This is a genomic window from Coleofasciculus sp. D1-CHI-01 (assembly GCF_040218875.1).
Classification (GTDB): domain Bacteria; phylum Cyanobacteriota; class Cyanobacteriia; order Cyanobacteriales; family Coleofasciculaceae; genus Coleofasciculus.
In genome coordinates this window covers 1-20,401 of sequence record NZ_JAVJQP010000097.1, presented here as the reverse complement: position 1 = coordinate 20,401, position 20,401 = coordinate 1, and the positions used below count along the sequence as shown (strand labels likewise).

Annotated in this window: 20 protein-coding genes and 1 tRNA gene; 10 read left to right on the top strand and 11 right to left on the bottom strand. The window is 44.0% G+C overall.

What is annotated here, in order from left to right; translation table 11 throughout:
- Positions 1-240 precede the first annotated feature (240 nt).
- Both RIB93_RS18135 and RIB93_RS18130 read right to left on the bottom strand, forming a co-directional pair.
- Complete coding sequence (locus tag RIB93_RS18135) at positions 241-648, bottom strand: hypothetical protein (RefSeq protein WP_446374217.1); 408 nt, start codon at positions 646-648, stop codon at positions 241-243.
- A 122-nt stretch (positions 649-770) separates the two neighbouring features.
- The gene (locus RIB93_RS18130; RefSeq protein ID WP_446374215.1) at positions 771-944 is read right to left on the bottom strand and encodes a hypothetical protein; all 174 of its coding nucleotides are present in this window, start codon (positions 942-944) and stop codon (positions 771-773) included.
- A gap of 338 nt (positions 945-1,282) precedes the next feature.
- Between RIB93_RS18130 and RIB93_RS18125 the strand changes: the two genes are divergently transcribed.
- From RIB93_RS18125 to RIB93_RS18090, 8 genes are all read left to right on the top strand, one after another.
- The gene (locus RIB93_RS18125) at positions 1,283-2,101 is read left to right on the top strand and encodes a pentapeptide repeat-containing protein (protein ID WP_446374213.1); all 819 of its coding nucleotides are present in this window, start codon (positions 1,283-1,285) and stop codon (positions 2,099-2,101) included.
- A gap of 78 nt (positions 2,102-2,179) precedes the next feature.
- Positions 2,180-4,027, top strand: coding sequence for an ABC transporter ATP-binding protein (locus RIB93_RS18120; RefSeq protein WP_446374211.1), 1,848 nt, complete (start codon positions 2,180-2,182; stop codon positions 4,025-4,027).
- A gap of 135 nt (positions 4,028-4,162) precedes the next feature.
- A complete protein-coding gene (locus RIB93_RS18115; RefSeq protein WP_446374209.1) occupies positions 4,163-4,759 on the top strand; it encodes a DUF4352 domain-containing protein in 597 nt (198 codons plus the stop codon).
- Positions 4,760-4,785: 26 nt separating this feature from the next.
- Positions 4,786-5,319 (top strand): hypothetical protein, encoded by a 534-nt coding sequence (locus tag RIB93_RS18110; protein ID WP_446374207.1) that lies wholly within the window; start codon positions 4,786-4,788, stop codon positions 5,317-5,319.
- The gene (locus RIB93_RS18105; protein WP_446374205.1) at positions 5,297-5,884 is read left to right on the top strand and encodes a PIN domain-containing protein; all 588 of its coding nucleotides are present in this window, start codon (positions 5,297-5,299) and stop codon (positions 5,882-5,884) included. The genes RIB93_RS18110 and RIB93_RS18105 overlap by 23 nt, the downstream gene beginning before the upstream one ends.
- A gap of 229 nt (positions 5,885-6,113) precedes the next feature.
- Positions 6,114-6,806, top strand: coding sequence for a hypothetical protein (locus tag RIB93_RS18100; RefSeq protein WP_446374203.1), 693 nt, complete (start codon positions 6,114-6,116; stop codon positions 6,804-6,806).
- Between the two features lie 63 nt (positions 6,807-6,869).
- Complete coding sequence (locus RIB93_RS18095; RefSeq protein ID WP_446374201.1) at positions 6,870-7,436, top strand: hypothetical protein; 567 nt, start codon at positions 6,870-6,872, stop codon at positions 7,434-7,436.
- Between the two features lie 85 nt (positions 7,437-7,521).
- On the top strand, positions 7,522-12,396 hold the full coding sequence (locus RIB93_RS18090; RefSeq protein ID WP_446374199.1) for a CHAT domain-containing protein: 4,875 nt from the start codon (positions 7,522-7,524) through the stop codon (positions 12,394-12,396).
- Between the two features lie 526 nt (positions 12,397-12,922).
- Here RIB93_RS18090 and RIB93_RS18085 read toward each other — a convergent pair.
- The 8 genes from RIB93_RS18085 to RIB93_RS18050 all read right to left on the bottom strand — a co-directional run bounded on the left by RIB93_RS18085 (position 12,923) and on the right by RIB93_RS18050 (position 18,978).
- Positions 12,923-13,141, bottom strand: a complete 219-nt coding sequence (locus tag RIB93_RS18085; RefSeq protein ID WP_446350619.1) for a FeoA family protein — start codon at positions 13,139-13,141, stop codon at positions 12,923-12,925.
- Positions 13,142-14,593: a nucleoside recognition domain-containing protein gene (locus RIB93_RS18080; protein WP_446374197.1), complete on the bottom strand. Its 1,452-nt coding sequence runs from the start codon at positions 14,591-14,593 to the stop codon at positions 13,142-13,144.
- Positions 14,559-15,179 carry a FeoB small GTPase domain-containing protein gene (locus tag RIB93_RS18075; RefSeq protein ID WP_446374195.1) on the bottom strand — a complete coding sequence of 207 codons (621 nt, stop codon included), beginning with the start codon at positions 15,177-15,179 and terminating at the stop codon, positions 14,559-14,561. The genes RIB93_RS18080 and RIB93_RS18075 overlap by 35 nt, the downstream gene beginning before the upstream one ends.
- A 515-nt stretch (positions 15,180-15,694) precedes the next feature.
- Complete coding sequence (locus RIB93_RS18070) at positions 15,695-15,928, bottom strand: hypothetical protein (RefSeq protein WP_446374235.1); 234 nt, start codon at positions 15,926-15,928, stop codon at positions 15,695-15,697.
- A 234-nt stretch (positions 15,929-16,162) separates the two neighbouring features.
- Positions 16,163-16,235: transfer RNA gene (locus RIB93_RS18065), tRNA-Ala, on the bottom strand.
- Positions 16,236-16,477: 242 nt separating this feature from the next.
- Positions 16,478-16,921 (bottom strand): endonuclease domain-containing protein, encoded by a 444-nt coding sequence (locus RIB93_RS18060; RefSeq protein WP_446374193.1) that lies wholly within the window; start codon positions 16,919-16,921, stop codon positions 16,478-16,480.
- A gap of 457 nt (positions 16,922-17,378) precedes the next feature.
- On the bottom strand, positions 17,379-18,086 hold the full coding sequence (locus RIB93_RS18055) for an HAD family hydrolase (RefSeq protein WP_446374191.1): 708 nt from the start codon (positions 18,084-18,086) through the stop codon (positions 17,379-17,381).
- 10 nt (positions 18,087-18,096) lie between these two features.
- Positions 18,097-18,978, bottom strand: coding sequence for a class I SAM-dependent methyltransferase (locus RIB93_RS18050; protein WP_446374189.1), 882 nt, complete (start codon positions 18,976-18,978; stop codon positions 18,097-18,099).
- Positions 18,979-19,166: 188 nt separating this feature from the next.
- Here RIB93_RS18050 and RIB93_RS18045 point away from each other — a divergent pair, with 188 nt between their 5' ends.
- Together RIB93_RS18045 and RIB93_RS18040 are read left to right on the top strand one after the other, a co-directional pair.
- A complete protein-coding gene (locus RIB93_RS18045; protein WP_446374187.1) occupies positions 19,167-19,358 on the top strand; it encodes a hypothetical protein in 192 nt (63 codons plus the stop codon).
- An 82-nt stretch (positions 19,359-19,440) separates the two neighbouring features.
- Positions 19,441-19,701, top strand: coding sequence for a hypothetical protein (locus RIB93_RS18040; protein ID WP_446374185.1), 261 nt, complete (start codon positions 19,441-19,443; stop codon positions 19,699-19,701).
- Between the two features lie 64 nt (positions 19,702-19,765).
- Here RIB93_RS18040 and RIB93_RS18035 read toward each other — a convergent pair whose 3' ends face one another.
- The gene (locus tag RIB93_RS18035; protein WP_446374183.1) at positions 19,766-20,254 is read right to left on the bottom strand and encodes a CheR family methyltransferase; all 489 of its coding nucleotides are present in this window, start codon (positions 20,252-20,254) and stop codon (positions 19,766-19,768) included.
- Between the last annotated feature and the right edge of the window lie 147 nt (positions 20,255-20,401).

The following is a 20,401-nucleotide window of genomic DNA, read 5'->3' as shown; positions in this document are numbered from 1 at the left end:
CCGGAGTTCAAACGCCGGGCTAATAGCCCAAGTCCATTTTAATGGACTAACATTCTTATCCAGTCGTCTTTGACTAATTGACACTCCCCGGTCTGACATCTTAACACCTGAGGAACAGGCAACATTAATTGAGATCTCCGACCAAATTGAACAAGCCAATGCTCGTCGAATTCAGTATTTAATTGAACTGGCAAGTTTGCGAAACACCTTTACCTAAAAAGGGGGTAGTTAAATAAAAATTTAGTTACTGTTTTTGAGCGCATTTTTGAGCAAGGATGCGCCATACTGTTGTAAGAATTCATTGGCTTTATAGATGCCACCTGTAACTTTTAACGGAGTTGGATTCTCTGTTTTTCGTAACTTTTCTGAGGGATAAGCAATAGGGTAGGAAAGTTGAGTGATATTATTATTGCCTTGGTAAGGACGAGTAATCATATACCACCATTGCCCTTTTTTGATTTCCCGATGTAGAACGTAGCAACCCGGATGCCATTGATACCCTTGCTCTTGCCCTAGCCAGACACCACGCACATCAACAGGGTCATAAACTTCAAAAACAGGTTCATTCTTCTTCTGTTGGGGTGTTTGGAGTCTCTGTTCCTTCTGTTGCTTTTCTGTAATTTGGGTAGGCTTGTTTGTAGAAGTCATCGGCTTCTTGTTCCCCCTCTCGGTGTGCTGCTTCTCGAATTTTAGGATCAGAATCGGATACTCGTTTCCACCAAGAACGTTTGTCTGAATTCATTGTTTTTTACTGTTAATTACCAATGCTATCACACCAGATGCGATCGCACGGTGCTAAATAGGGTTTTGTCGTCTGGCTTCAGGTGAATAAGTCGGATGTCGAAGGTGCATTCGTCTTGCAGTTGCTGGATCAGGCGTTGTTGCAAATACCCATAGTTACAACGCGCCAACATCAGGCAAAACTGTCCCTGACAGGTTTCCATACTCACACGTTCGGAACTTAATGCATTTGAAAATATATTACCCCCTGACGGCACAGCCCAAGACGTGATCGCGCTTCTCAAAGACCATAATGGTGATATTGAGGTAAATTTGAGGTTAATATAAGCACGCATTGAGTATATTGTCCATATACCTAAGATTACAAATTGTGACTTTAGACCAATGCTACAATCTTTACTGATTAAGGCTTTCCGCTAATTTACTAAGTCCACCTATGAGCTGTGCCACGCCACTAGATTTACCTAAGTTTTGCGTAGCGCATTCACTCGGATCTGTTCTCCAACCTCGTGCTAACGGGCTCAACAGGCGCTAAACGGCAATGTCATCTAACAATTTAGACCACTACTACAGAATACTGGGACTAGAACCCGGAGCCTCCCTAGAAGACGTGAACCAAGCCTACAAAGACTTGGCATTTATTTGGCACCCAGATCGTGTCCCCGAGGACAATCAGCGCTTGCGCCAGAAAGCTGAAGCCAAACTCAAGGAAATTAACCAAGCGCGAGACGAACTGCGATCGCAAAAACCCAAAACGCCCAAACCCCCATCCCCACCGCCGCGCAAATCGGCTTCCAATACCTATTATTATCGTGCGCGATCGCCCCGACGAGAACCCCCTCAATCGCGGCGTTACTATCAATCCAGAGAACCGCAGCAACCGCCCTCCTCATCCAGGAACTACTACCAACCCAGAGAACCGCAGCAACCGCCCTCCTCATCCAGGAACTACTACCAACCCAGAACGCGATCGCAATCCCAGCGCCCGCGATCGCAGCCTGATCTCAGTGGCGCTAATTTTCAGGGGGTTGATCTCAAAGAAAAAGACCTATCTGGACGTAATCTTAGTAATGCCAATCTCAGTCAAGCTAACCTGACGGATGCTTTTTTACATAATGTTAATCTCAGTGGCGCGAATTTAGAAGGAGCAAATCTGTTTCGCGCTAACTTATTTCAAGCCTGTTTAGTTCAGGCAAATTTACGGGATGCGAATTTAATTGGTGCGGATTTAAGTGGTGCGGATTTGACTGGTGCGGATTTGCGTGGCGCTAAGGTAGGAACAGCAGACCGAGTGTTGGTTAAATTAACGGGAGCTATTTTATCGGGCGCTATTTTACCCGATGGTAGAATTCATCAATAATACTTTTAAGGCACTAAAGTGCCTACTACAAACAATTTCAACATACGAATGTATGACTTTTGCAAACCAGGGTTTACTATGACTAAGGCATCATCACCAACATCTAGAGGCGTTAACCGACGCGGGGAAACGGATTGGCGACTTTTCCTGAGATTGGTTCCTTACGCGCTGACTAAAAAACGCCTACTGATCACAGCGATTATTTTACTCGTTCCCGTATCCATTCTGGGCGCTATTCAACCCTTAATTATTGGGCAAGCGGTTTCCTTGATTCGTCAAGAAGAAACCTGGTGGTTTCTGGATAATCGTTCTTTATCAGAAGGCATTAATATTCTGGCAACTCTGTTGTTACTGAGTATCATTATCCGATTAACCTGTAGCGTTTTCCAGAAATTCCTGGAAGAAAACTTAGGTCAGCAAATTACCGCCGGGATTCGCAATGATTTATTTGACCATATTACCTCCTTGGCGGTGCGATTTTTTGACCGAACTCCGGTGGGAAAACTGATTACCCGGATCACCAGCGATGTGGAAGCATTAGGATTAGTCTTTTCCAGTGGTGCCATTGGCATTCTCAATGATATTTTCTCTATGCTGGTTATTGCTATTTTCATGTTTTCCCTACAATGGCAATTGGCGTTAATTCTGATCTTAATGCTATTTCCGGTTACCGGGTTAATTGTCTACTTCCAGCGGCAATATCGGAAAGCGAATTATACAGCCAGAGAAGAACTCTCCACACTCAACTCAATGTTGCAAGAAAATATCGCTGGGATTAATATTGTCCAGCTATTTCGCCGGGAACAAGTGAATGCTGAAATGTTTCGGGCGGTGAATCAGCGCTATGTCGCAGAAGTTGATAAAACCATTTTTCACGATTCTGCTGTGTCTGCCACATTAGAGTGGATATCTTTAGTCGCGATCGCGGCGGTATTATGGTTAGGAGGCTGGTTAATTCTGCAAGATAATCTCAGTTTTGGTGTCTTATCTGCCTTTATTCTCTACGCCCAGCGTTTATTTAATCCCTTGCGTCAGTTTGCTGACAAGTTTACCATGTTCCAAGCTGGATTCACTGCACTTGAACGGGTGAGTGATATTATGCATGAGCCGATTGAAATTCGTGATCCAGAGTTATCCCAGGCGGCGTTAGTTTCAGAACAGCAGAAAACCAATGGTAAGGGACAAATAGCGGCGCATCGAGGTGAAATTCGCTTTGAACATGTCTGGTTTGCTTATAAAGATGATGACTATGTTCTCAAAGATTTAAACTTTACCATTCGCCCCGGAGAAAAAGTGGCGTTAGTGGGTCCGACGGGTGCGGGAAAGAGTTCGATTATTCGCTTGCTGTGTCGCCTCTATGAAGCGACAAAGGGACGTATTTTAGTGGATGGGATTGATATTCGGGATTTGCCCCAAGCTGAATTACGGCGTCAGATAGTGGTTATTTTGCAAGAGGGATTTTTATTCGCTGGGGATGTTAAAAGTAATATTACCTTGGGCGAAGACTACTCGATTGAACAAGTGAAAGCGGCGGCGGAAGCCACAAATGTTGGACAATTTATCGAAGAACTTCCTCAAAGTTACGATACTCAACTTCGGGAGAGAGGAACCAATCTTTCTGGGGGTCAAAAGCAGTTATTAGCATTTGCCCGGGCGGCAATTCGTGATCCGCAAATTTTGGTGTTAGATGAAGCGACGGCAAGTTTAGATGTGGGCACCGAAGCGTTGATTCAACAAGCCGTTGATCATTTATTGGAAAAACGCACGGCAATTATTATCGCCCACCGTCTCTCAACCATTCGCAATGTAGACCGAATTTTGGTGCTTAAGCGGGGTGAGTTGGTGGAATCTGGTTCTCATGAACAACTGTTGCAACAGGAGGGTTTGTATGCTGCTTTGTATAAGTTGCAGATGTTGGGAAGTTAGGGTATTTGTTATTTGTCTTATGTCATTTGTCTCAAATCTAAACGACAAGAGGGCGGGTTTTGTTGATAAGTTATCGGTATACCCATCAATTAAACGGCTAAACCCGCCCCTACAATTTGACAAGGATGACTAAGTATGTATAAAACACTAAAAAAAATAGGTGCGATCGCGTCGATTACCCTCCTGACTTTAGCCCTAGGATGTTCTCCGTCAGAACAAAATCCTGAGACGATTGAAAGTCGCGATCGCACGTCTGGGGAAACAACTGAATCTCCTGCAACCAAGCCCATTTCAGCACCAACCCATTCGGTAGGTGAGGTCATTTCCATCAGTCAAAACAATCTCAATCTCCAATTTACTGTTAACAGCACCAGGGTGCATCCCGGAAAAGGCGTGATTCAACCGAATAAAGGAAATCAGTGGGTAGTCGTGGATACAACCATTGTCAATCAAGGACAACAACCACAAACCTTTTCCGTGGTTTCCTTTGAACTTATCAATGGAAACAATAATACTTATCAAGTGGCGCTTTTAGCCAGTGCATTGGAGGATATTGAAACACCGACAGGTGAAATTAGTCCCGGCGATCAACGACAGGGACAACTTGTGTTTGAAGTTCCCGAAGATACGACTAATTTGAAGCTGTTATTTCAGCCGAATCCGATTGAGTGTGAAGAACAATCAACAGCAGCCAAGGGATTAGATTGTCAACCCATTGTTGTTAAACTATAACCAATCACCCATCACCAATCAACCCCATGGAAACCGCCAATCCGATATTCCGTCATCAAATCTCTGCTGATGTAATTGCCTTAGACAAACAGGGACGAGTTATTCTAGTTGCTGATGTCAGAGGTAGCCGTGTGGTTAAGCTTACCCTCTCTCAATTTACGTCCTACCTAAAAGCCACGCAAACCGTCGTTCCCTTCGCGATGCTAGTTGACCCCGAAACGATTCAAATTGTTCAATGGGATGGCGTCAATTGGTCTGAGGCTATCTGTTCCCTAAAGACGACGGATGTGGTAAAACCATATATCAGAGACTTTGATAGCTATAAGCGTGACTATCAGCATCAACAAATAACTGGAGGTTACTTAGAAATATTACTTTTAGCATGGCTGGACGATTTAGCGTTCCACTGGAAGTTAGAAACACCGCCAGCATCAAAAGAATTAGCAGCCATTGGTTTATTAGAACGACTAGACGAGGGTAGCACCAAACGTGAGGTAGAAATTTCAGGTGATACTATACTTAGAGACGAACTTTCTCATGAGTATTTGTACTGGGCGTGATTTATTAGCGACTACATTGCTGCAAAATACGCCATCATCGGTACAGCTAGTCATGCCAAGTATTTGTTTAATGGAATCATTATCAGCGTTAGAAAATGAACAAAAATACCGCCGACGTTTTGAAAACGAACTAAATTTGCAAATCAGTCAGTTACGACGAGATAGAACTTCATCTCATGCGAGGTCGATGTTGGCGCTTTTAATGGAGTCTAAAACTGAAAATGAGCAGCTACTTGCAGAGATCAAAATGCGTCTGTATCAAGCGATTAACCAGATATCTGAAAAAGCCGAACTCATTGCTTTAACGCCAGCCATAATCCAAGATGGTTTAACTATTTCTTTAATTGATCAAGATTATACCGATAATCTGATTCTTCACTGTATTCTACATCAGGCTCGGTCATACCCGACGGAAACTAAAGTATTCTTGAGTAGTAATGAACGGGACTTTGGTACACCCGAAGTTCAAGCGGCGTTACGAAATGTTGGGATTACAAATTATTTTAGTAGCACTCAAGTATTGCTCAATTGGCTACAGTCCCAGCAATCTGAAGAGGACATGTAGTTCGTTCGTAGTAGGCGCTTTAGCGCCATCAACGCTTGCATCAAACCCTTTAAATCAATTACAAAGTTGATTAACTGAATCAACCCGCCCTGACCCTAAGTACAATTTTTGCACAACTCAGCGTTTCTTTATGTTAATTTAATCAATGGCTAATTGAGTAGAGATTAGGGACGAAGTGAGATATAATAAATTCAACCATCATCCCGTTATCGACGAATAGAGCAATCATGTGCATTCCCTAGAAATCAAGGCTAAACTCAAATCCCTAATCAAAGAGGCATCATCGATAGAACCCTGTTTAGCCAAACGGTTAGATGAGATCAACCGCTGGGTGAAAGACATCAAGCCAGGTTCACTTACTGCCAAAAAATTTGTCATGGCATTTTTGTTAGAGGTGATTCGAGATGCTGACGTTTGGCTTAACCTTCAAGCCTTATCCTCTCCAGAGTTGCAGAACTCTGCCTTTGAGCAAATGACACCAACGGAACAATATTGGTATGGTTATCTTTTTCCCCTATGGCTAAATAGCAGTGATCCAAAGTTTTACATTTGGAAACAAAAGTTGATGTCAAGTGAGTTCAGTCCAGCAGATGATGATATTCTGAAGTCTATCGTTCAAACTATAGAGAGTCGAGGGGGTACAGTTTGGCGATGCTATATCGCCGATTTATCTATGGCAACGGATCTGATTGTTAGTTATCGTCAAAGAAAGCCCCTCTGCCTTCAGGTGACGACTGTGAGTAATAACTATGCTCAAAAAAAATATGAAAGTTGGCAGGATACGCTGCAAATGTGGGTAATCGATCGAGGACTTTTCCTCAGTTATAACCCGGGTCAACCTGATTTTTTGGAACAGTTAGTCAGAATAAGTCTTTATAACAGTGATTTTCTTCCTCTGGGACGTTATCTCAAATTTCCCTAACGGGTGAGATTAGTTCTGACGACCGATTTTTTTTTAGCACAAACGGAATTTTCTATCTAAGTTATGGTCACCAAACAACAAAATTACAGTCATGATGACTTAGGCGCTTTTTCTGAAGCGCTGGAAAAATCCCGGAAAATGCAGCAAGATTGGCTGACTCATGGACTTGATTTTGTAAATTTGTATATTGAGGATATCGAGGGAGATTGGTTAGACAGATGGGATGATGATGAAACAACGGTAGAAAGTTCTGTCGCCTTAACAGCAGATCAGACGTTTATTGAACCCTCAGTTGTCGAATTTATTGATGCTTTTTTGGCGAGTGATTATCCCGCCGCAGTCTGGGCGCGAGACAGTGATCATCCTTTAGCACAACGAGTGCAGCAGCAAATGGAAACTGAGGGATTAGCTCAAATTATTGCCCAGTTGGAACGCTGTTTGAGTATTGCTGATGAATCGGATAAACTGCATGAAGCGACCATGATTTTGGCAGGTGGGGTTACGGTTGGGGAAATGACCCGCGATTCGGGTGATGAAGAGGATGAGTTTAAGTTATTTGATTTAGCCGAAAGTTTGTTGGAGAAATTAGCGGAACTTAAAGAAAGAGAATGGAGGATTATGGGGAATTGAGGTGAATAAGTAAGGGCGCACGTCGGGAAAAGGGCGCACGTCGGTGCGCCCCTACGAATAATGAATTTGATGCTTAAACAGAAATATGGCAAAGGGATTTGGCAAGGGTAAACAAAAAAGGAGTAACAAAAAACGCCAACAAGCTTATTTAAAAGTTATTTTTGCTCTGCTGAACTGTCCTCCGGGTAGGGAAGCAGAGATTTTGATGCGCCACCCAAATCTGATTGATGCTGGTTTAGTTAAGATGATGACAATGGTGGCGATGACGCTGCTAGAGAAAGGCGATCGCCAAGTGGCTAACTTTTTAATGAATATTGCTCAAAACCTGACGGTAGAACTTGGATTAGCTGGCAATTTTTCTCGCTTCACTGATGCAACTAACCCGACAAATCCCGCCGCTAACTCAGAAGGATTTGCTCTCTTTTTGGCTCAAGTCATGATCACCTTAGCGAAGAGTAATGGTAATCCAGAAGCGGCTTACCCGATTCTACAAGCTTACCTAGAGCAAGATCGCCATTTTATTCAGCGGTTTCGGAGTTGGGGAATTACTCAGCTTGATCAAGCCGATGGCGAGAAAATAGAGGGCTTTGCGGTGGTTCTCAACATCTTCGGAAGTGTCATTTGTGAATTCCCACTGGGCGATCGCATGGAAAATGTAGAAGAGGCGATCGCCTGTCATCAAGCCGCCTTGCAAGTTATCAGCCGCGAGGGGAATCCTCAACTCTGGGGAGATACTCAAAACAGGTTGGCAATTGCTTATTCTCTACGGATTAAGGGCGATCAGGCGGAGAACCTGGAAACGGCAATTGATGCGGCTAAAAAAGCATTACAAGTCTTAACCCAGGAGACATCTCCGGAAGAATGGGGCAAAATTAAAAATAATTTGGGAAACCTATACCGCGATCGGATTTGGGGTGATAAAGCCGAGAACTTAGAACAATCGATCGCCGCCTACCAAAACGCTTTACAAGTTCGCACTCGTGCAGGAGATCCGATACCATGGGCAATGACACAAATGAATTTAGCTGTGGCTTACCGCCATCGGATTAAGGGTGATAAAGCCATAAATCTGGACATGGCAATCGCCGCTTGCCAAGCTGCTTTGCAAGTCTATACCCGCACAGCTTTTCCGCAAGGTTGGGCGAAAACTCAAACCGTTTTGGGCAATATCTATTGCTACCATTGGCATCAGATGAGTGGTGAACCAACGGAGAATTTAAACAACGCTATCACCGCCTACAATGCTGCCCTACAAGTGTTCACCCGCCAGTCATTTCCTCACGACTGGGCATTAACCCAAATGAATCTGGGTAATGCGTATCGATTCCAACATAAAATTACAGACGCGATCGCTTGTTTTCAAGCCGCTTTAGAAATCTGGACACCGACAGAGTTTCCTCAACAGTGCTGGCGAGTCGCAAGTAATATGGGTTATATGGCTTTTGAGGCTCAATTCTGGTTAGAAGCTATTGTCGGTTTTACGACAGCGATTGCAGCTATTGAACAAAACATAGATTGGGCAGATTCAGAATCTCGCCGTCAAGAGATTAAAGCAGAAGCCTTTGATATCTATGAAAAATTGGTGCAAGCTTGTGTTAATAATGGACAGCCTGAATTGGCAAAAGACTATGCTGAACGTTCGGGTAGAAAAAGACTCATTAATCAGTTAAAGAATAATCAACTTGACTCCAATGATCAAGTTGTCCGTTTTCTCTTCGAGGTATTGCGCCAAAGCTACGATAACTTTGATCAGCCACAAGTCTTATATTCATTCTTGGCAGCCAATCTAGACAAACTGGATCAGAGCTTTATCCAAGCTTTGCGTGGATTAGGGAAGTATATTCAGTCTAAAATAAAACCAGAGCAATTTGCTCAGTTCTATCGATTAGCCACAACTGACCTGTCTAAATTGAAACTAGAACCATCATTAAGAGAAACGTTTCAGAGTGTATTCGCACTTTCAGCATTCCGTGATATGTTGATTAATTTTAACCAAGGCAACCGAGGAACCAATATAGAAATTGCCATTACTTGCCATGAGGTTGTTGGCGATATTGTTAGCCGTGACTTATTACCGGAAATATGGGCAGCACAGCAAAATGATTTGGGCGGTTTATACCAACATAGAATTCACGGCGATCGTGGATCTAATATAGAACAGGCAATTCAGTATTATCAAAACGCCTTACAAATTTTTACGCCTGAATCGTCTCCCGAAATGTGGGGAAATAGTCAAAACAATCTAGCCATTGCCTATCGTAAACGAATCCATGGCGATCGCGCTCAAAATTTGGAACAGGCTATTAGATGTTGTCAAACAGTGTTACACGTTTGCTCCCGCGAGACGTTCCCCGAACAATGGGCAAATACGCACAACAATCTAGTCAATTTGTACCGAGAACGAGTCGGGGGTGAACCATCAGAGAATCTCGAATTAGCGATTAAAAGCGGCAAAAATGCCCTCTTCTTTCATACTCGTGAGACATCTCCAGAAAATTGGGCGATGCTTAACCAAAATTTGGGAATTGTCTATGCTAATCGTATCAAAGGAGACCCCACCGAAAATTTAGAAGCCGCCATTCAATGTTTCCAAAAAACATTAGAAATCCGTACTCGTGAGGCATTTACGTTAGACTGGGTGAGTTGTCAAACTAGTATGGGTATTGCTTATGAAAAAAGGATTGTGGGTGATTCAGCCGAGAATATAGAATTAGCCATTCACTGCTACAAGACAGCCCTAGAGATTGCGACGATTGAGAATATGCCGGAACAATGGGCGATGGCTCAAATCAACTTAGCATCTGCCTACAGTTGGCGTCTCCGAGGAAACCAAACAGAGAATGTAAACTCCGCCCTAAACTGTTACAAAGCTGCCTCTCAAGTCTACACCAAGAGAGCTTATCCTCAAAACTGGGCGACACTGCAAAATAATTTGGCTAATCTTTATGGTAAATTAGGGTTGATTGAACAAAAGATTCATTGTTTACAAAAATCTTTAGATGTTTGTACTCGCGCCGCGTTTCCTAAAGATTGGGCGGATACTCAATATAATCTGGCTCATGCCTATCATAAATTGGGATTAGTTGATCAAGCCATATCCTGTTTAAAGTTATCTCTAGACATCTTCCAACCTACGGTTTTTCCAGTAGACTGTCTAATGTCTGGACGTCTGCTCGGCGATATAACGTTTAAGGCTCAACGGTGGGATGAAGCGATTGAGGGTTATAATCTGGCGATTGAAGCCGTAGAAACTAGCCGCAGTTGGGTAACATCCGACTTCCGCCGCCAAGAGATTCTCGCCGAATCCCTTGATATTTATGACAATATGGTGCAAGCTTGTATCAATGCTGGACAATTAGAAAAAGCCCTAGAAACCGTCGAGCGATCGCGGGCTAAACGTTTGGTCGATTTAATGGCAAGTAATGACCTTTACCAGAGTGAGGAAATTGCCCCAGATGTCAAGGAATTGTTGCAAAAGTTTGATAATTTACAACAGCGAATTGACCAAGAACGAACACAGAAGAAATCCAGTAATAATCGAGAACTGATGGGGATGGATAGCCATCGCCAAAACCGCGCCGCATTCCAAGCCGAAAACGACGCGATCGCATCCTTAGAAGCTGACAAACTGCACGTCTGGGAACAACTGAGACGCCTTGATCCGGTACTGGCTGGAGAAATTAAAGTTGATGCGCCTAATTTTGCTCAGATCCAACAACTTATTGACCAACCGACTACTGCTATTCTTAGTTTCTATACCACGACTAACGACCTACATTTATTCATTCTACGACAAAATAAACTGACGCTTCACACTTGTCCCGGTCAAGGAATTAATACCCTGCAACATTTTATTTCTCAGAACTGGTTACAGCCTTATATTGAGGATAAGTTTAACTGGAAAAGCAATATCAACTCATTTCTCAGTGAACTCTCCCAACGACTGCAACTGACTGAACTGATGACCAACCATTTACAGGGGATTAACGAACTGATTATTATTCCTCACTTATTGCTGCATCAAATTCCTTTTGCGGCTTTACCGATATTGAACTCCTCTCCCAACTCCAACAAGGGTGAGATAAGAACCTATTTCGGAGACAGATTTCTTATCCGTTATACCCCCAGTTGTCAAATCTTGACATTTTGCCAACAACGCCGCGATAGAGAGAGATTCTGTGCCACACAGTATGGTACGGTGGAAGATGCCACAGATGACCTGCCTTTCGCTAGCTTTGAAGGTGAACAAATCGCCCGATTACATAATATTCCCGATAATTTACGATTAAAGGGGAAAACTCAAGCCACAGTTAAAAATTATCGCCAACTGGTTCATCAAGTCCAAGTGATTCACTCCAGTCACCATGCCGAATTTCGCCTGGATAATCCATTGGAATCGGTGCTAAAATTAGCAGATAGTCATATTACATTGGGGCAATTAATGACACCGGGATGGCGTTTACCGGATTTATTCGATGTCTTTCTCTCCTGCTGCGAGACAGGTTTAGGATTACCGGAAATCACCGATGATATCCTCACCCTTTCGACGGGATTTTTATGTGCTGGGGCGAGAAGTGTGGTTAGCACCCTTTGGTCAGTGGCTGATTTAGCGACAGCTTTATTTTCGATTTTTTACTATCAGCAGCGACAACAGGGAAAAAGCCGTCCGGAAGCGTTGCGACAAGCTCAAATTCAATTACGGGAACTCAAGAAAGACGAACTGTTGAATCGAGAGGATATCAAAGAATTCTGCCAACAAGCCGAAGTAAAGTGGAAAGAGGCAAGGCGTAAGCGCAACCAATGCCAACCGGATTCATCCGACTATTTTAAATGGGAAAGCGACTATCGTAAATACTATCAAATAACCAAACAGATTCAGGCGATAAAAACAGATCCAGATGAATATCTCTTCTCACAACCGCAATTCTGGGCGGCATTTACCTGTCAAGGCTTACGTTGAATTCCTTCGTCCGCCTAGAAGGAATATTAGCAACGAGTACAAGCAGGCACAAGACTCCACCCAAGTGTAAGAATTTCAGCAGACATGATAGTATCTACTGGCGTTGCACACCTTATTTGAATCCGGCGCGATGGAGTAAGGTGAAGTGAGGATTGTTTAAATTTAAGGTTAATTGGGTTGACATAAAAGAATCGACCTATTGTTACTGAAATTGGCTTTAATTAATCAGGGCTGTAGGGGCGGGTTTAGGGACTTAATTAAGGGGATCACTGATAACTGAACAACGAAACCCGCCCTGATTCAAATTATTGGCGTTCCCTTGGGTTGTTTGGGGCGCAAGGATGGTGCCACTAAGGGTTATTTTGCCCCTGTTTCTGAACTGTATTCCACCTGATCGGGGGGTGCGATGGGATAAAATCCATTCCGCCCCCACTTCTCAAATCCAGGGATAATCCGAATCGGATTTAAAAGGGAAGCTAGGGGGGATAGAGAAGGGGTTAGGGGATGAGGGTAAAAATTTATCCCCTTATCGCTGCAAATAAATAATCTTTGCCATTTCCCGATCCAACGCCGCCCGCGTTCTGCCCACCTTAATAATATAAGAAGGAAACCGCTGCTCCAACAGAATCGGCATTCCAGGACTAATTCCCATCGCCATCAACTTCTGCAACGTCATCTCATCCTTCGTCTTCAACGCAGCAACGGTGCCGCTATTTCCTCGTTTAACCGATGCTAGTGCAATCATTTAAATCACCACTCCTAATACATTTAACAAACCATTAACCAGATATCCCACAAAAAAGGCAAAGGGAAAAATAAATGCCACAATCGCCCAAGTTACTTTCGCCCCCCGCTCTTTCAACATCACTTGCAGTTGGGCAATACAAGGCAAAAACAGCGTCAACACAATCGCCGTCACCACCAACTGATTCCCCGTAAAAATCCCCTCCTGTTGCATATCAAACAACCCAGCCGCGCCGTAATCCCGCCGGAAGAAGCCATATAAAAAGATCGGTGCTGCTTCTCTAGGTAATCCTAACCCTAAAGCAATCGGCTCAATCCCCTGAATAATCCAGCCAAATAACCCGGTTAAACGCCCAAACCAAATAATCACCGATGCCCAAATAAATAGGGGCAGAATCTCCAAAAAATACCACTTCATTCTGAGATAGGTTTTCACCAGAATGTTTTGCAGTTTAGGAAAACGCAAGGGGGGAATTTCCATGTAAAAACTAGCCGGATTTCCCGGCAGCATTCGGGCACTTAAATAGCCTGTAATCATAAAAATTGCCCCAATCACTCCACCCCAAATCAACAACGCGGCTGGTTTTTGAGCTAACAATCCCACAATTACCCCCCACTGTGCCGCACAGGGAATGGCTAAGGAGAGTAAAAATGTGGCAATCAGTCGTTCCCGTGTCGTTTCCAGGGTGCGGGTGACTAAGGTTGCCATGGTGTCACATCCCAATCCCAACACAATCGGAATTACCGCCCGCCCCGATAACCCGATCGCTTTAAACAGGTTATCCAGCATCAGGGATAGTCGCGGCAGATAGCCACTGTCTTCCAGGAAGGAAAACATGAAAAAGAATGTAGCAACCACGGGTAAGACAATCGCCACTGCATAGCGAATCCCCAAGGTAATAATCCCGTAGTCGTTGGCGATTAAATCCTGTAAAGGTTGCCAGGGCAAAATTACCGCTGCCGTTTGGTTGACAACGGGATTAATATATGTTTCAAAAAAGGTTTCAATGGTATCCACCATCGTCCCCGCCCCAAATTCCCCGACAAATTTGTAAATCCCGTAATAGAGAATCGCCAGCAAGATCGGAAATCCTGTCCACGGATTCACCGTGAGTTGGTGCAGTCGTTCCGCTAACGGGGTTTTGCCTTGACTGGATTCGCTGAGAACCGTTTGTTCGATCGCCCACGCCCGTTGTTGACGCGCCTTAGCAATTGCTGTGATTAACGGTTCATCCAACTGACTCTCAGCATCGGCGATCGCGGCTTTAATTTCGGCTTCTGTCTCCTGAATCTGAAGTTGTTGCCAAAGTGCAGGATCTTTTTGCAACAGGAGTAAGGCAATACTGCGCCGGGAAAGGGGATAATCCTGGGATAGCGACAATCGTGATAACAACGACTCCAGTTTCGCGATCGCCCCCTCAATAGGTTCCGGATAAGCAAGCTGACTTAACATAATCACCCACCTTATACTTCAAGTCTCGTACACCAACATTCAGTGCTGCTGCCATGGTGACAACCGGAATTCCTAATTCCATTTCCAAATGATCCCGGTGAATCTGAATCCCCAGGTGTTCAGCTTCATCGATCATGTTGACGGCTAACAGCACAGGTAAACCCGCTTCAATAAGCTGAAACGTCAACGGAAGCATCCGCCCTAGGTTTTTGGCATCAACGACATGAATCACCAAGTCTACGGATTCACTGAGTAATAAATCCCGCGAAACTCTTTCCTCTTCGGTAATCGGGAGTAGGGAATACATTCCTGGTGTATCCACCACCGCAAACAGGCGATCCCCAACCGTCATCTGACCCCGGGAGACTTCTACTGTTGTACCGGGATAGTTAGACACGGTGACATAAGTCCCCGTCAGGGCATTAAACAAAACGCTTTTCCCCACATTGGGCATCCCCACCAACGCGACTTGGGGAATCGGTTCAGTTTTCAGCAGTGATGGTTGTGGTGATTTGCTCCACCATTTCCAGCCAACCCCTCTTTTGGGCTTACTGTGGCAGGTGTTCTGACATTTGTGACATTCCATATCTTCTTGACTCCGATGATGGGAAGCGAATTTTGCAACTTGTTAAAAGTAATTCTCATTAAGTTTAGTCAATAATGACCTAGGTTTCTGTATCAGGTCTACCTTTTATAAAATCTTAATATTTGGGAGGGAAGAGGAACCTCTCTTAGCTGAGATTCATTGATCGGAGCTTGACGCGAAGCCTTCTTCCCTGTTCTGATCAAAGTTTAAACCTATTATCTCAGTCTGACAAGATAAATAAAAGCTGAAACAAATTCTCTTTAGTGTTCCAGGGATTGGTGGCAATGGGGCGTTGGTTAGGCAGGAAATATATAGTAATTTACCGAAATATTTTTTAATAAACGTTAAGAATAAGTCACTTTAAGTTGAAGTCGGGTGGGCAGGAGTGATCAACCTGGAAATGCTCAGGTTATCAAGAGAGTGCTATTGCCCACCTCAATCTTCTGTATGGCGTCACCCCTTCACCTCATCACCCCCTCTTTGGTGAACTGATGGGTACTTGCAGCCAAATTGCCCTAGGATGACGAGTGACTTGTCGTATACCGTTGCTCTGCCAGATCCCGGATCAGAGACAAGCGATTATAGAGATAGTCATTCAAAATATGCATTTCCTCTGAATTCAGACCTCGCTCTTGTTTGAATTGCTTGAGTATCCACTGAACCAGACTAGCATCGTCGAGTTTCAGTAGCAGATTAGATTGAGTCGTTTCAATTAAAGACCACAACTGACGCAGCATTGTGGGAGTCATACAATCTCCTTCCTTAGGTAAAGTGGCAGCAGCCGAGAAATAAAGCTGGTTTTCCAGCGCCGTGTCGCGATCTGGCAAAGAACACGACTCCTTTAAGAATTACTTAAGGATTGCTTGGTTTTTTTTACCATAACTCATCTCGAACAACCCAACTCACGATTGTACTGAGGATGATACAAGAGTTACCAAAGCCTTAACAAACTGAAAAATTACTTTGTAAAACTGATCCGCTAATGGAGAATACCGGATTTGAACCGGTGACCTCTGCGGTGCGATCGCAGCACTCTACCAACTGAGCTAATTCCCCGGACTCCTAGTCTAGCATACTGTAGCGGCTCACCCGATCGATCACACGGCTGTCGTTTTACCCAAGCAGTCTTTAGTACACTCTGAAAATAGAATTGTCAACCCCCTCAAGAAGTATTTTGACACAAAGCCCAGTCGCACCCTGACGAAGAACGATGTGATCAAGTTTGTCAATTGGTATAAGGGTTTAGATTTATAGCAAAAGGCAGAAGGGTTCTTTCTGATACAAGGTCGTTTCAGCTATTAAACGTCATAGAAGTTTTGAGTTCGCGTGGGCTGTAGAACGGCTGAGGCGGCTGAGGCGATCGCATCAATCTGTTGACAAACACTTTCAAAATGATTGAGTACCTCCTCATTTGTAAACCGAACGACCTGCAAACCATAGCCTTCTAATATACTGGTTCTGTTAAAATCATAGGCTTTTCCTTGGTCTGTAAAATGAGAATCCCCATCTATTTCAATCACTAATTTCAAGGTAGCACAGTAAAAGTCAACAATGAAGTAATCAATAGGTCTCTGTCGCAGTATCCGGAATTTGAATGTTCTCAGGTAGTCTCGCCAGAGTTTTTTCTCGGCTGGGGTTGGATTTTGGCGAAGGGATTTGGCTCTGGCTACTAGGCGCGAATCATAGGGAAGATGAAAGTCTGTGGTGTTGAGGTTTCGGTTGCCTGATGTTGGTAATGCCATTTTTCTTAAACCAGAAATCGAAAAGAGGGACATCGAGTCCAGTTTGCCTATGCAATAAAAGCGAAGCATCCTTAAAAAAAGAACTTTAAATCCGGTTCCCCCCTGAAGCTAGACTAGAGGAAATTTAATCCGGTTCCCCCCTTTTTAAGGGGCTAGGGGGGATCTCCACTCAAGTTGTGATTCTATTGCATCAGTTTATGGACTTCTTTACTAAGTTTAGATCCCCCTAAATCCCCCTTCAAAAGGGGGACTTTGAATGCGCTTGCTACCCTGAAGTCAGACTAGAGGAAATTTAATCCGGTTCTCCCCTTTTTAAGGGGGGCTAGGGGGGATCTCCACTCAAATTGTGATTCTATTGCATCAGTTTATGGACTTCTTGACTAAGTTTAGATCCCCCTAAATCCCCTTCAAAAGGGGGACTTTGAATGCGCTTGCTGCGAATCGCACAGCTACAGTTCTAACCCACAACTTGAGCATAGACTTCCTGCACGCGCTCAAGTTCAAGCTGATGCAGATAATCAACCGTCCAGTCGGCTTGACGCTGAAGCATGTGGAAGGGATAGGTATTAGCAACGCCGACGACTTGCATCCCGGCGCGTTTGGCGGCTTCAATACCCGCCGGTGTATCCTCAATGGCAAGACAATCGGAGGATTTGGCATTAAGTTCTGGAAACTGCTGATTGAGGCGTTCCACCGCTAACAGATAGCCATCCGGTTCCGGTTTACTCATCTTAATGTCATCCCCTGCTACAATAACCGGAAAATAGGGCAATAGTTCAGCTCGATCCAAGACTAACTCAACTTCCGATCGCAACGCCCCACTCACCACTCCCATGGGTAATTGAGCCACGCGGATTTTGTAAATTAAATCTTCGACTCCCGGATATATCGGTAATTTAGATAGAGTTTCCAGTTGACGACGGTAGGCGTTGGCTTTTTTGGTGATTAAACGGGTTAATTCCTCCTCACTCAGTACCCGACCTCGTTTCTCCAATAATACTTTTAAGCAAGCGCGATCGCTACGCCCCAAACAATCCTCCCAGTAATCCGACGCCGAGGGACGCAGATTTTCGCCCAGCAGAATGTCTTCGATGAGTTGCTGGTGAATCGACTCATCGTTGATAATTACACCGTTGAAATCAAACAGAACTGCCTTTAAACTCATACCACATTCTTCAATATGCTGGAGCTGGAATACCTTGGGAACCGAAGTCGTCGATTGTACGGCGTTGAGTCCGTTGGTACACTTGTTCGTCTACGGGGAGAGGTTTCATTCCCTGGGTAACCTGATTCAGCCACCACACGTCTTGAGTCTGTACCGCTTCAAACCCAGCCGAACCCATCCAAGCGTCTACGCTATCAGTCGCGTAAGCTTTGATATAGGGTTCTTCAAACACCTCCGTTAACCAGTTTACTTGACGCAAGGTTCGCTGATTGCCATCTAGGATCAGAACTTGTCCACCTCCTTTGAGGAGTCGAAAACTTTCCCGCAAAATCGACTTCGCCACGGCTGTGGGGGTTTCGTGGAATAATAAGGAAGCTGTCACTAGGTCAAAAGACGCTTCTGGTAAGCCCGTCTCCTCCGCTTTACCATGACGCCATTGCATGTCTACCCCGGCGGCTTCAGCTTTGCGCTCTGCCATGACTAACATATAAGGGGATAAATCCAAACCGATTACCTCAGCTTCAGGAAATGCCTTTTTTAACAGTAGAGTCGTTGAACCCGTACCGCAGCCTAAATCCAGAATCCGTCGCGGTGTTCCCTGGATGCGATCGATTAACTCCTGGCGTACCCAGGTTTCGTTGGGCGGTAAAGCGTATTGGGTAATCGGATCATAGCTGGTTGCCGCACCACCATTCAAGTAACCGCCTTCAATACCGTGGAAGTTCTGACTCTTGTAGTAATCAGGGTAAACTAAGTCAGGTGTAGAAAGGCGATCGCACTCTCGTTGCCAGTCAATGCTCTCATAAAGCTGGCGCAATTGCTCCCCGTCGATGAATACGCCAACAATGGGTTGTAAGAATTGCTCCCAAAGCGTGTCTTTGCGATTCACCATACGTTTAAGCTCTAATCCTACTTGCTTAATTTATTGTAATAATTTTGGTGATTCTGAGCATAACATCCAGATTCGGGTATGTCTTAGACCACCCATTCATTACTATGTCTTGACAAAAACCACATTTTATGAATGTAAACATCCCCACTTGAGAAAGAGCGAGTATGACTAATGATGCCTAACTAAAAATGGCAGATCAGCCGTTTTTCTCCGGGAAAAGAATGATTTTCCGCCACCATACTTGTGACGGCAATCACCTTATTAAGTTGATCGATTTCATCAAATTTATATTATGCGGCTCACCCCTAGGGCGGATTAAAATCAAAACTCCGGATGATTTAACTCTCTATAAAGAGTGGAAAAATCCGGTACAGTTATAAGTGGGAATCAAGAAAGCATTTCTCTCTCAACCTTCAGGTTCTCCATCTTTTTAATTCCTCGAAATCAGGACACCAGTCGATAATGATTACCTTTTCCCTCGAACCCAATTCTGTGTCTACATCTAAGCCCTGGAAGCTGCAAATTTGGCTCTCGCCTAAATCTCAGGCGATTTATTACCTGACTGATCCCCAACAAGCACAGTCAATCCTCGAATTTATTCTTGCCAAAAACAATCATCAAACTTCTCAGATTAAAGAACAAGGTGAATTATCCTTTGCTGGCTTAATTCCTCGTTCATTAGCCTCTCACCAGCCTTTACAAGCCGGCGCTTGTGTTTGTTAAAGGTTTTTACGAAATACCAGTGACCCGTCAACCGTCAACTATCAATCGTCAATCCTAACTAAAATCATCCTTCTTTTCGATAAACTCCTAACTGAACAGCTTGCATCTGCCGAAAATTTGATGGTAAAGCTTCATGGCTACCAACAACAAATACTCCTCCAGGAACCAACCGCTTGACTATTCGTGATAACACCTTTTGTTGTAAATCTGCATCGAAATAAGTTAATACTAGATTCCGACACAATATTAAATGAAATGACTCCGAAGGCATAGTGGTACGAATATCCTGTTGTTTAAACTCAATTGCCTCACGAAACTCAGGACGAATACAGTAAAATTTATCCGATTTAGTGAAAGCCTGTGCCAACCAGTCAGACGGAATTTCTGTTAAACTTCCCCATTGATAATAACCCGTTCTCGCCCTCTCCAACAGATAGGCATTGGCATCAGTTGCAATAATTCGCAGCGAAAGGTGAGAAATTTGAGATAATTTAGCTAAATACCAGATAATAGAAAGGGTATAACCCACACTCCGCACTTCAAAATGTAACATGACAGATTACAGGAACGTCTCCGAGAACACTAAGCATAAATACTCACTTTACTGAGGGTTGATACATTGAGATAATTAGTCAGTTACCTGTGACTATTTAAAAGAGAGATTAACCTTGTCTAAATCAACAATGATAGAAGTCAAAAA

Coding starts and splice junctions, on each gene's coding strand:
- RIB93_RS18135 (WP_446374217.1), bottom strand. CDS start 648: ATGACTTCTACAAACAAGCCTACCCAAATTACAGAAAAGCAACAGAAG.
- RIB93_RS18130 (WP_446374215.1), bottom strand. CDS start 944: ATGGAAACCTGTCAGGGACAGTTTTGCCTGATGTTGGCGCGTTGTAAC.
- RIB93_RS18125 (WP_446374213.1), top strand. CDS start 1,283: ATGTCATCTAACAATTTAGACCACTACTACAGAATACTGGGACTAGAA.
- RIB93_RS18120 (WP_446374211.1), top strand. CDS start 2,180: ATGACTAAGGCATCATCACCAACATCTAGAGGCGTTAACCGACGCGGG.
- RIB93_RS18115 (WP_446374209.1), top strand. CDS start 4,163: ATGTATAAAACACTAAAAAAAATAGGTGCGATCGCGTCGATTACCCTC.
- RIB93_RS18110 (WP_446374207.1), top strand. CDS start 4,786: ATGGAAACCGCCAATCCGATATTCCGTCATCAAATCTCTGCTGATGTA.
- RIB93_RS18105 (WP_446374205.1), top strand. CDS start 5,297: ATGAGTATTTGTACTGGGCGTGATTTATTAGCGACTACATTGCTGCAA.
- RIB93_RS18095 (WP_446374201.1), top strand. CDS start 6,870: ATGGTCACCAAACAACAAAATTACAGTCATGATGACTTAGGCGCTTTT.
- RIB93_RS18090 (WP_446374199.1), top strand. CDS start 7,522: ATGGCAAAGGGATTTGGCAAGGGTAAACAAAAAAGGAGTAACAAAAAA.
- RIB93_RS18085 (WP_446350619.1), bottom strand. CDS start 13,141: ATGATTGCACTAGCATCGGTTAAACGAGGAAATAGCGGCACCGTTGCT.
- RIB93_RS18080 (WP_446374197.1), bottom strand. CDS start 14,593: ATGTTAAGTCAGCTTGCTTATCCGGAACCTATTGAGGGGGCGATCGCG.
- RIB93_RS18075 (WP_446374195.1), bottom strand. CDS start 15,179: ATGGAATGTCACAAATGTCAGAACACCTGCCACAGTAAGCCCAAAAGA.
- RIB93_RS18070 (WP_446374235.1), bottom strand. CDS start 15,928: ATGACTCCCACAATGCTGCGTCAGTTGTGGTCTTTAATTGAAACGACT.
- RIB93_RS18060 (WP_446374193.1), bottom strand. CDS start 16,921: ATGGCATTACCAACATCAGGCAACCGAAACCTCAACACCACAGACTTT.
- RIB93_RS18055 (WP_446374191.1), bottom strand. CDS start 18,086: ATGAGTTTAAAGGCAGTTCTGTTTGATTTCAACGGTGTAATTATCAAC.
- RIB93_RS18050 (WP_446374189.1), bottom strand. CDS start 18,978: ATGGTGAATCGCAAAGACACGCTTTGGGAGCAATTCTTACAACCCATT.
- RIB93_RS18045 (WP_446374187.1), top strand. CDS start 19,167: ATGGCAGATCAGCCGTTTTTCTCCGGGAAAAGAATGATTTTCCGCCAC.
- RIB93_RS18040 (WP_446374185.1), top strand. CDS start 19,441: ATGATTACCTTTTCCCTCGAACCCAATTCTGTGTCTACATCTAAGCCC.
- RIB93_RS18035 (WP_446374183.1), bottom strand. CDS start 20,254: ATGTTACATTTTGAAGTGCGGAGTGTGGGTTATACCCTTTCTATTATC.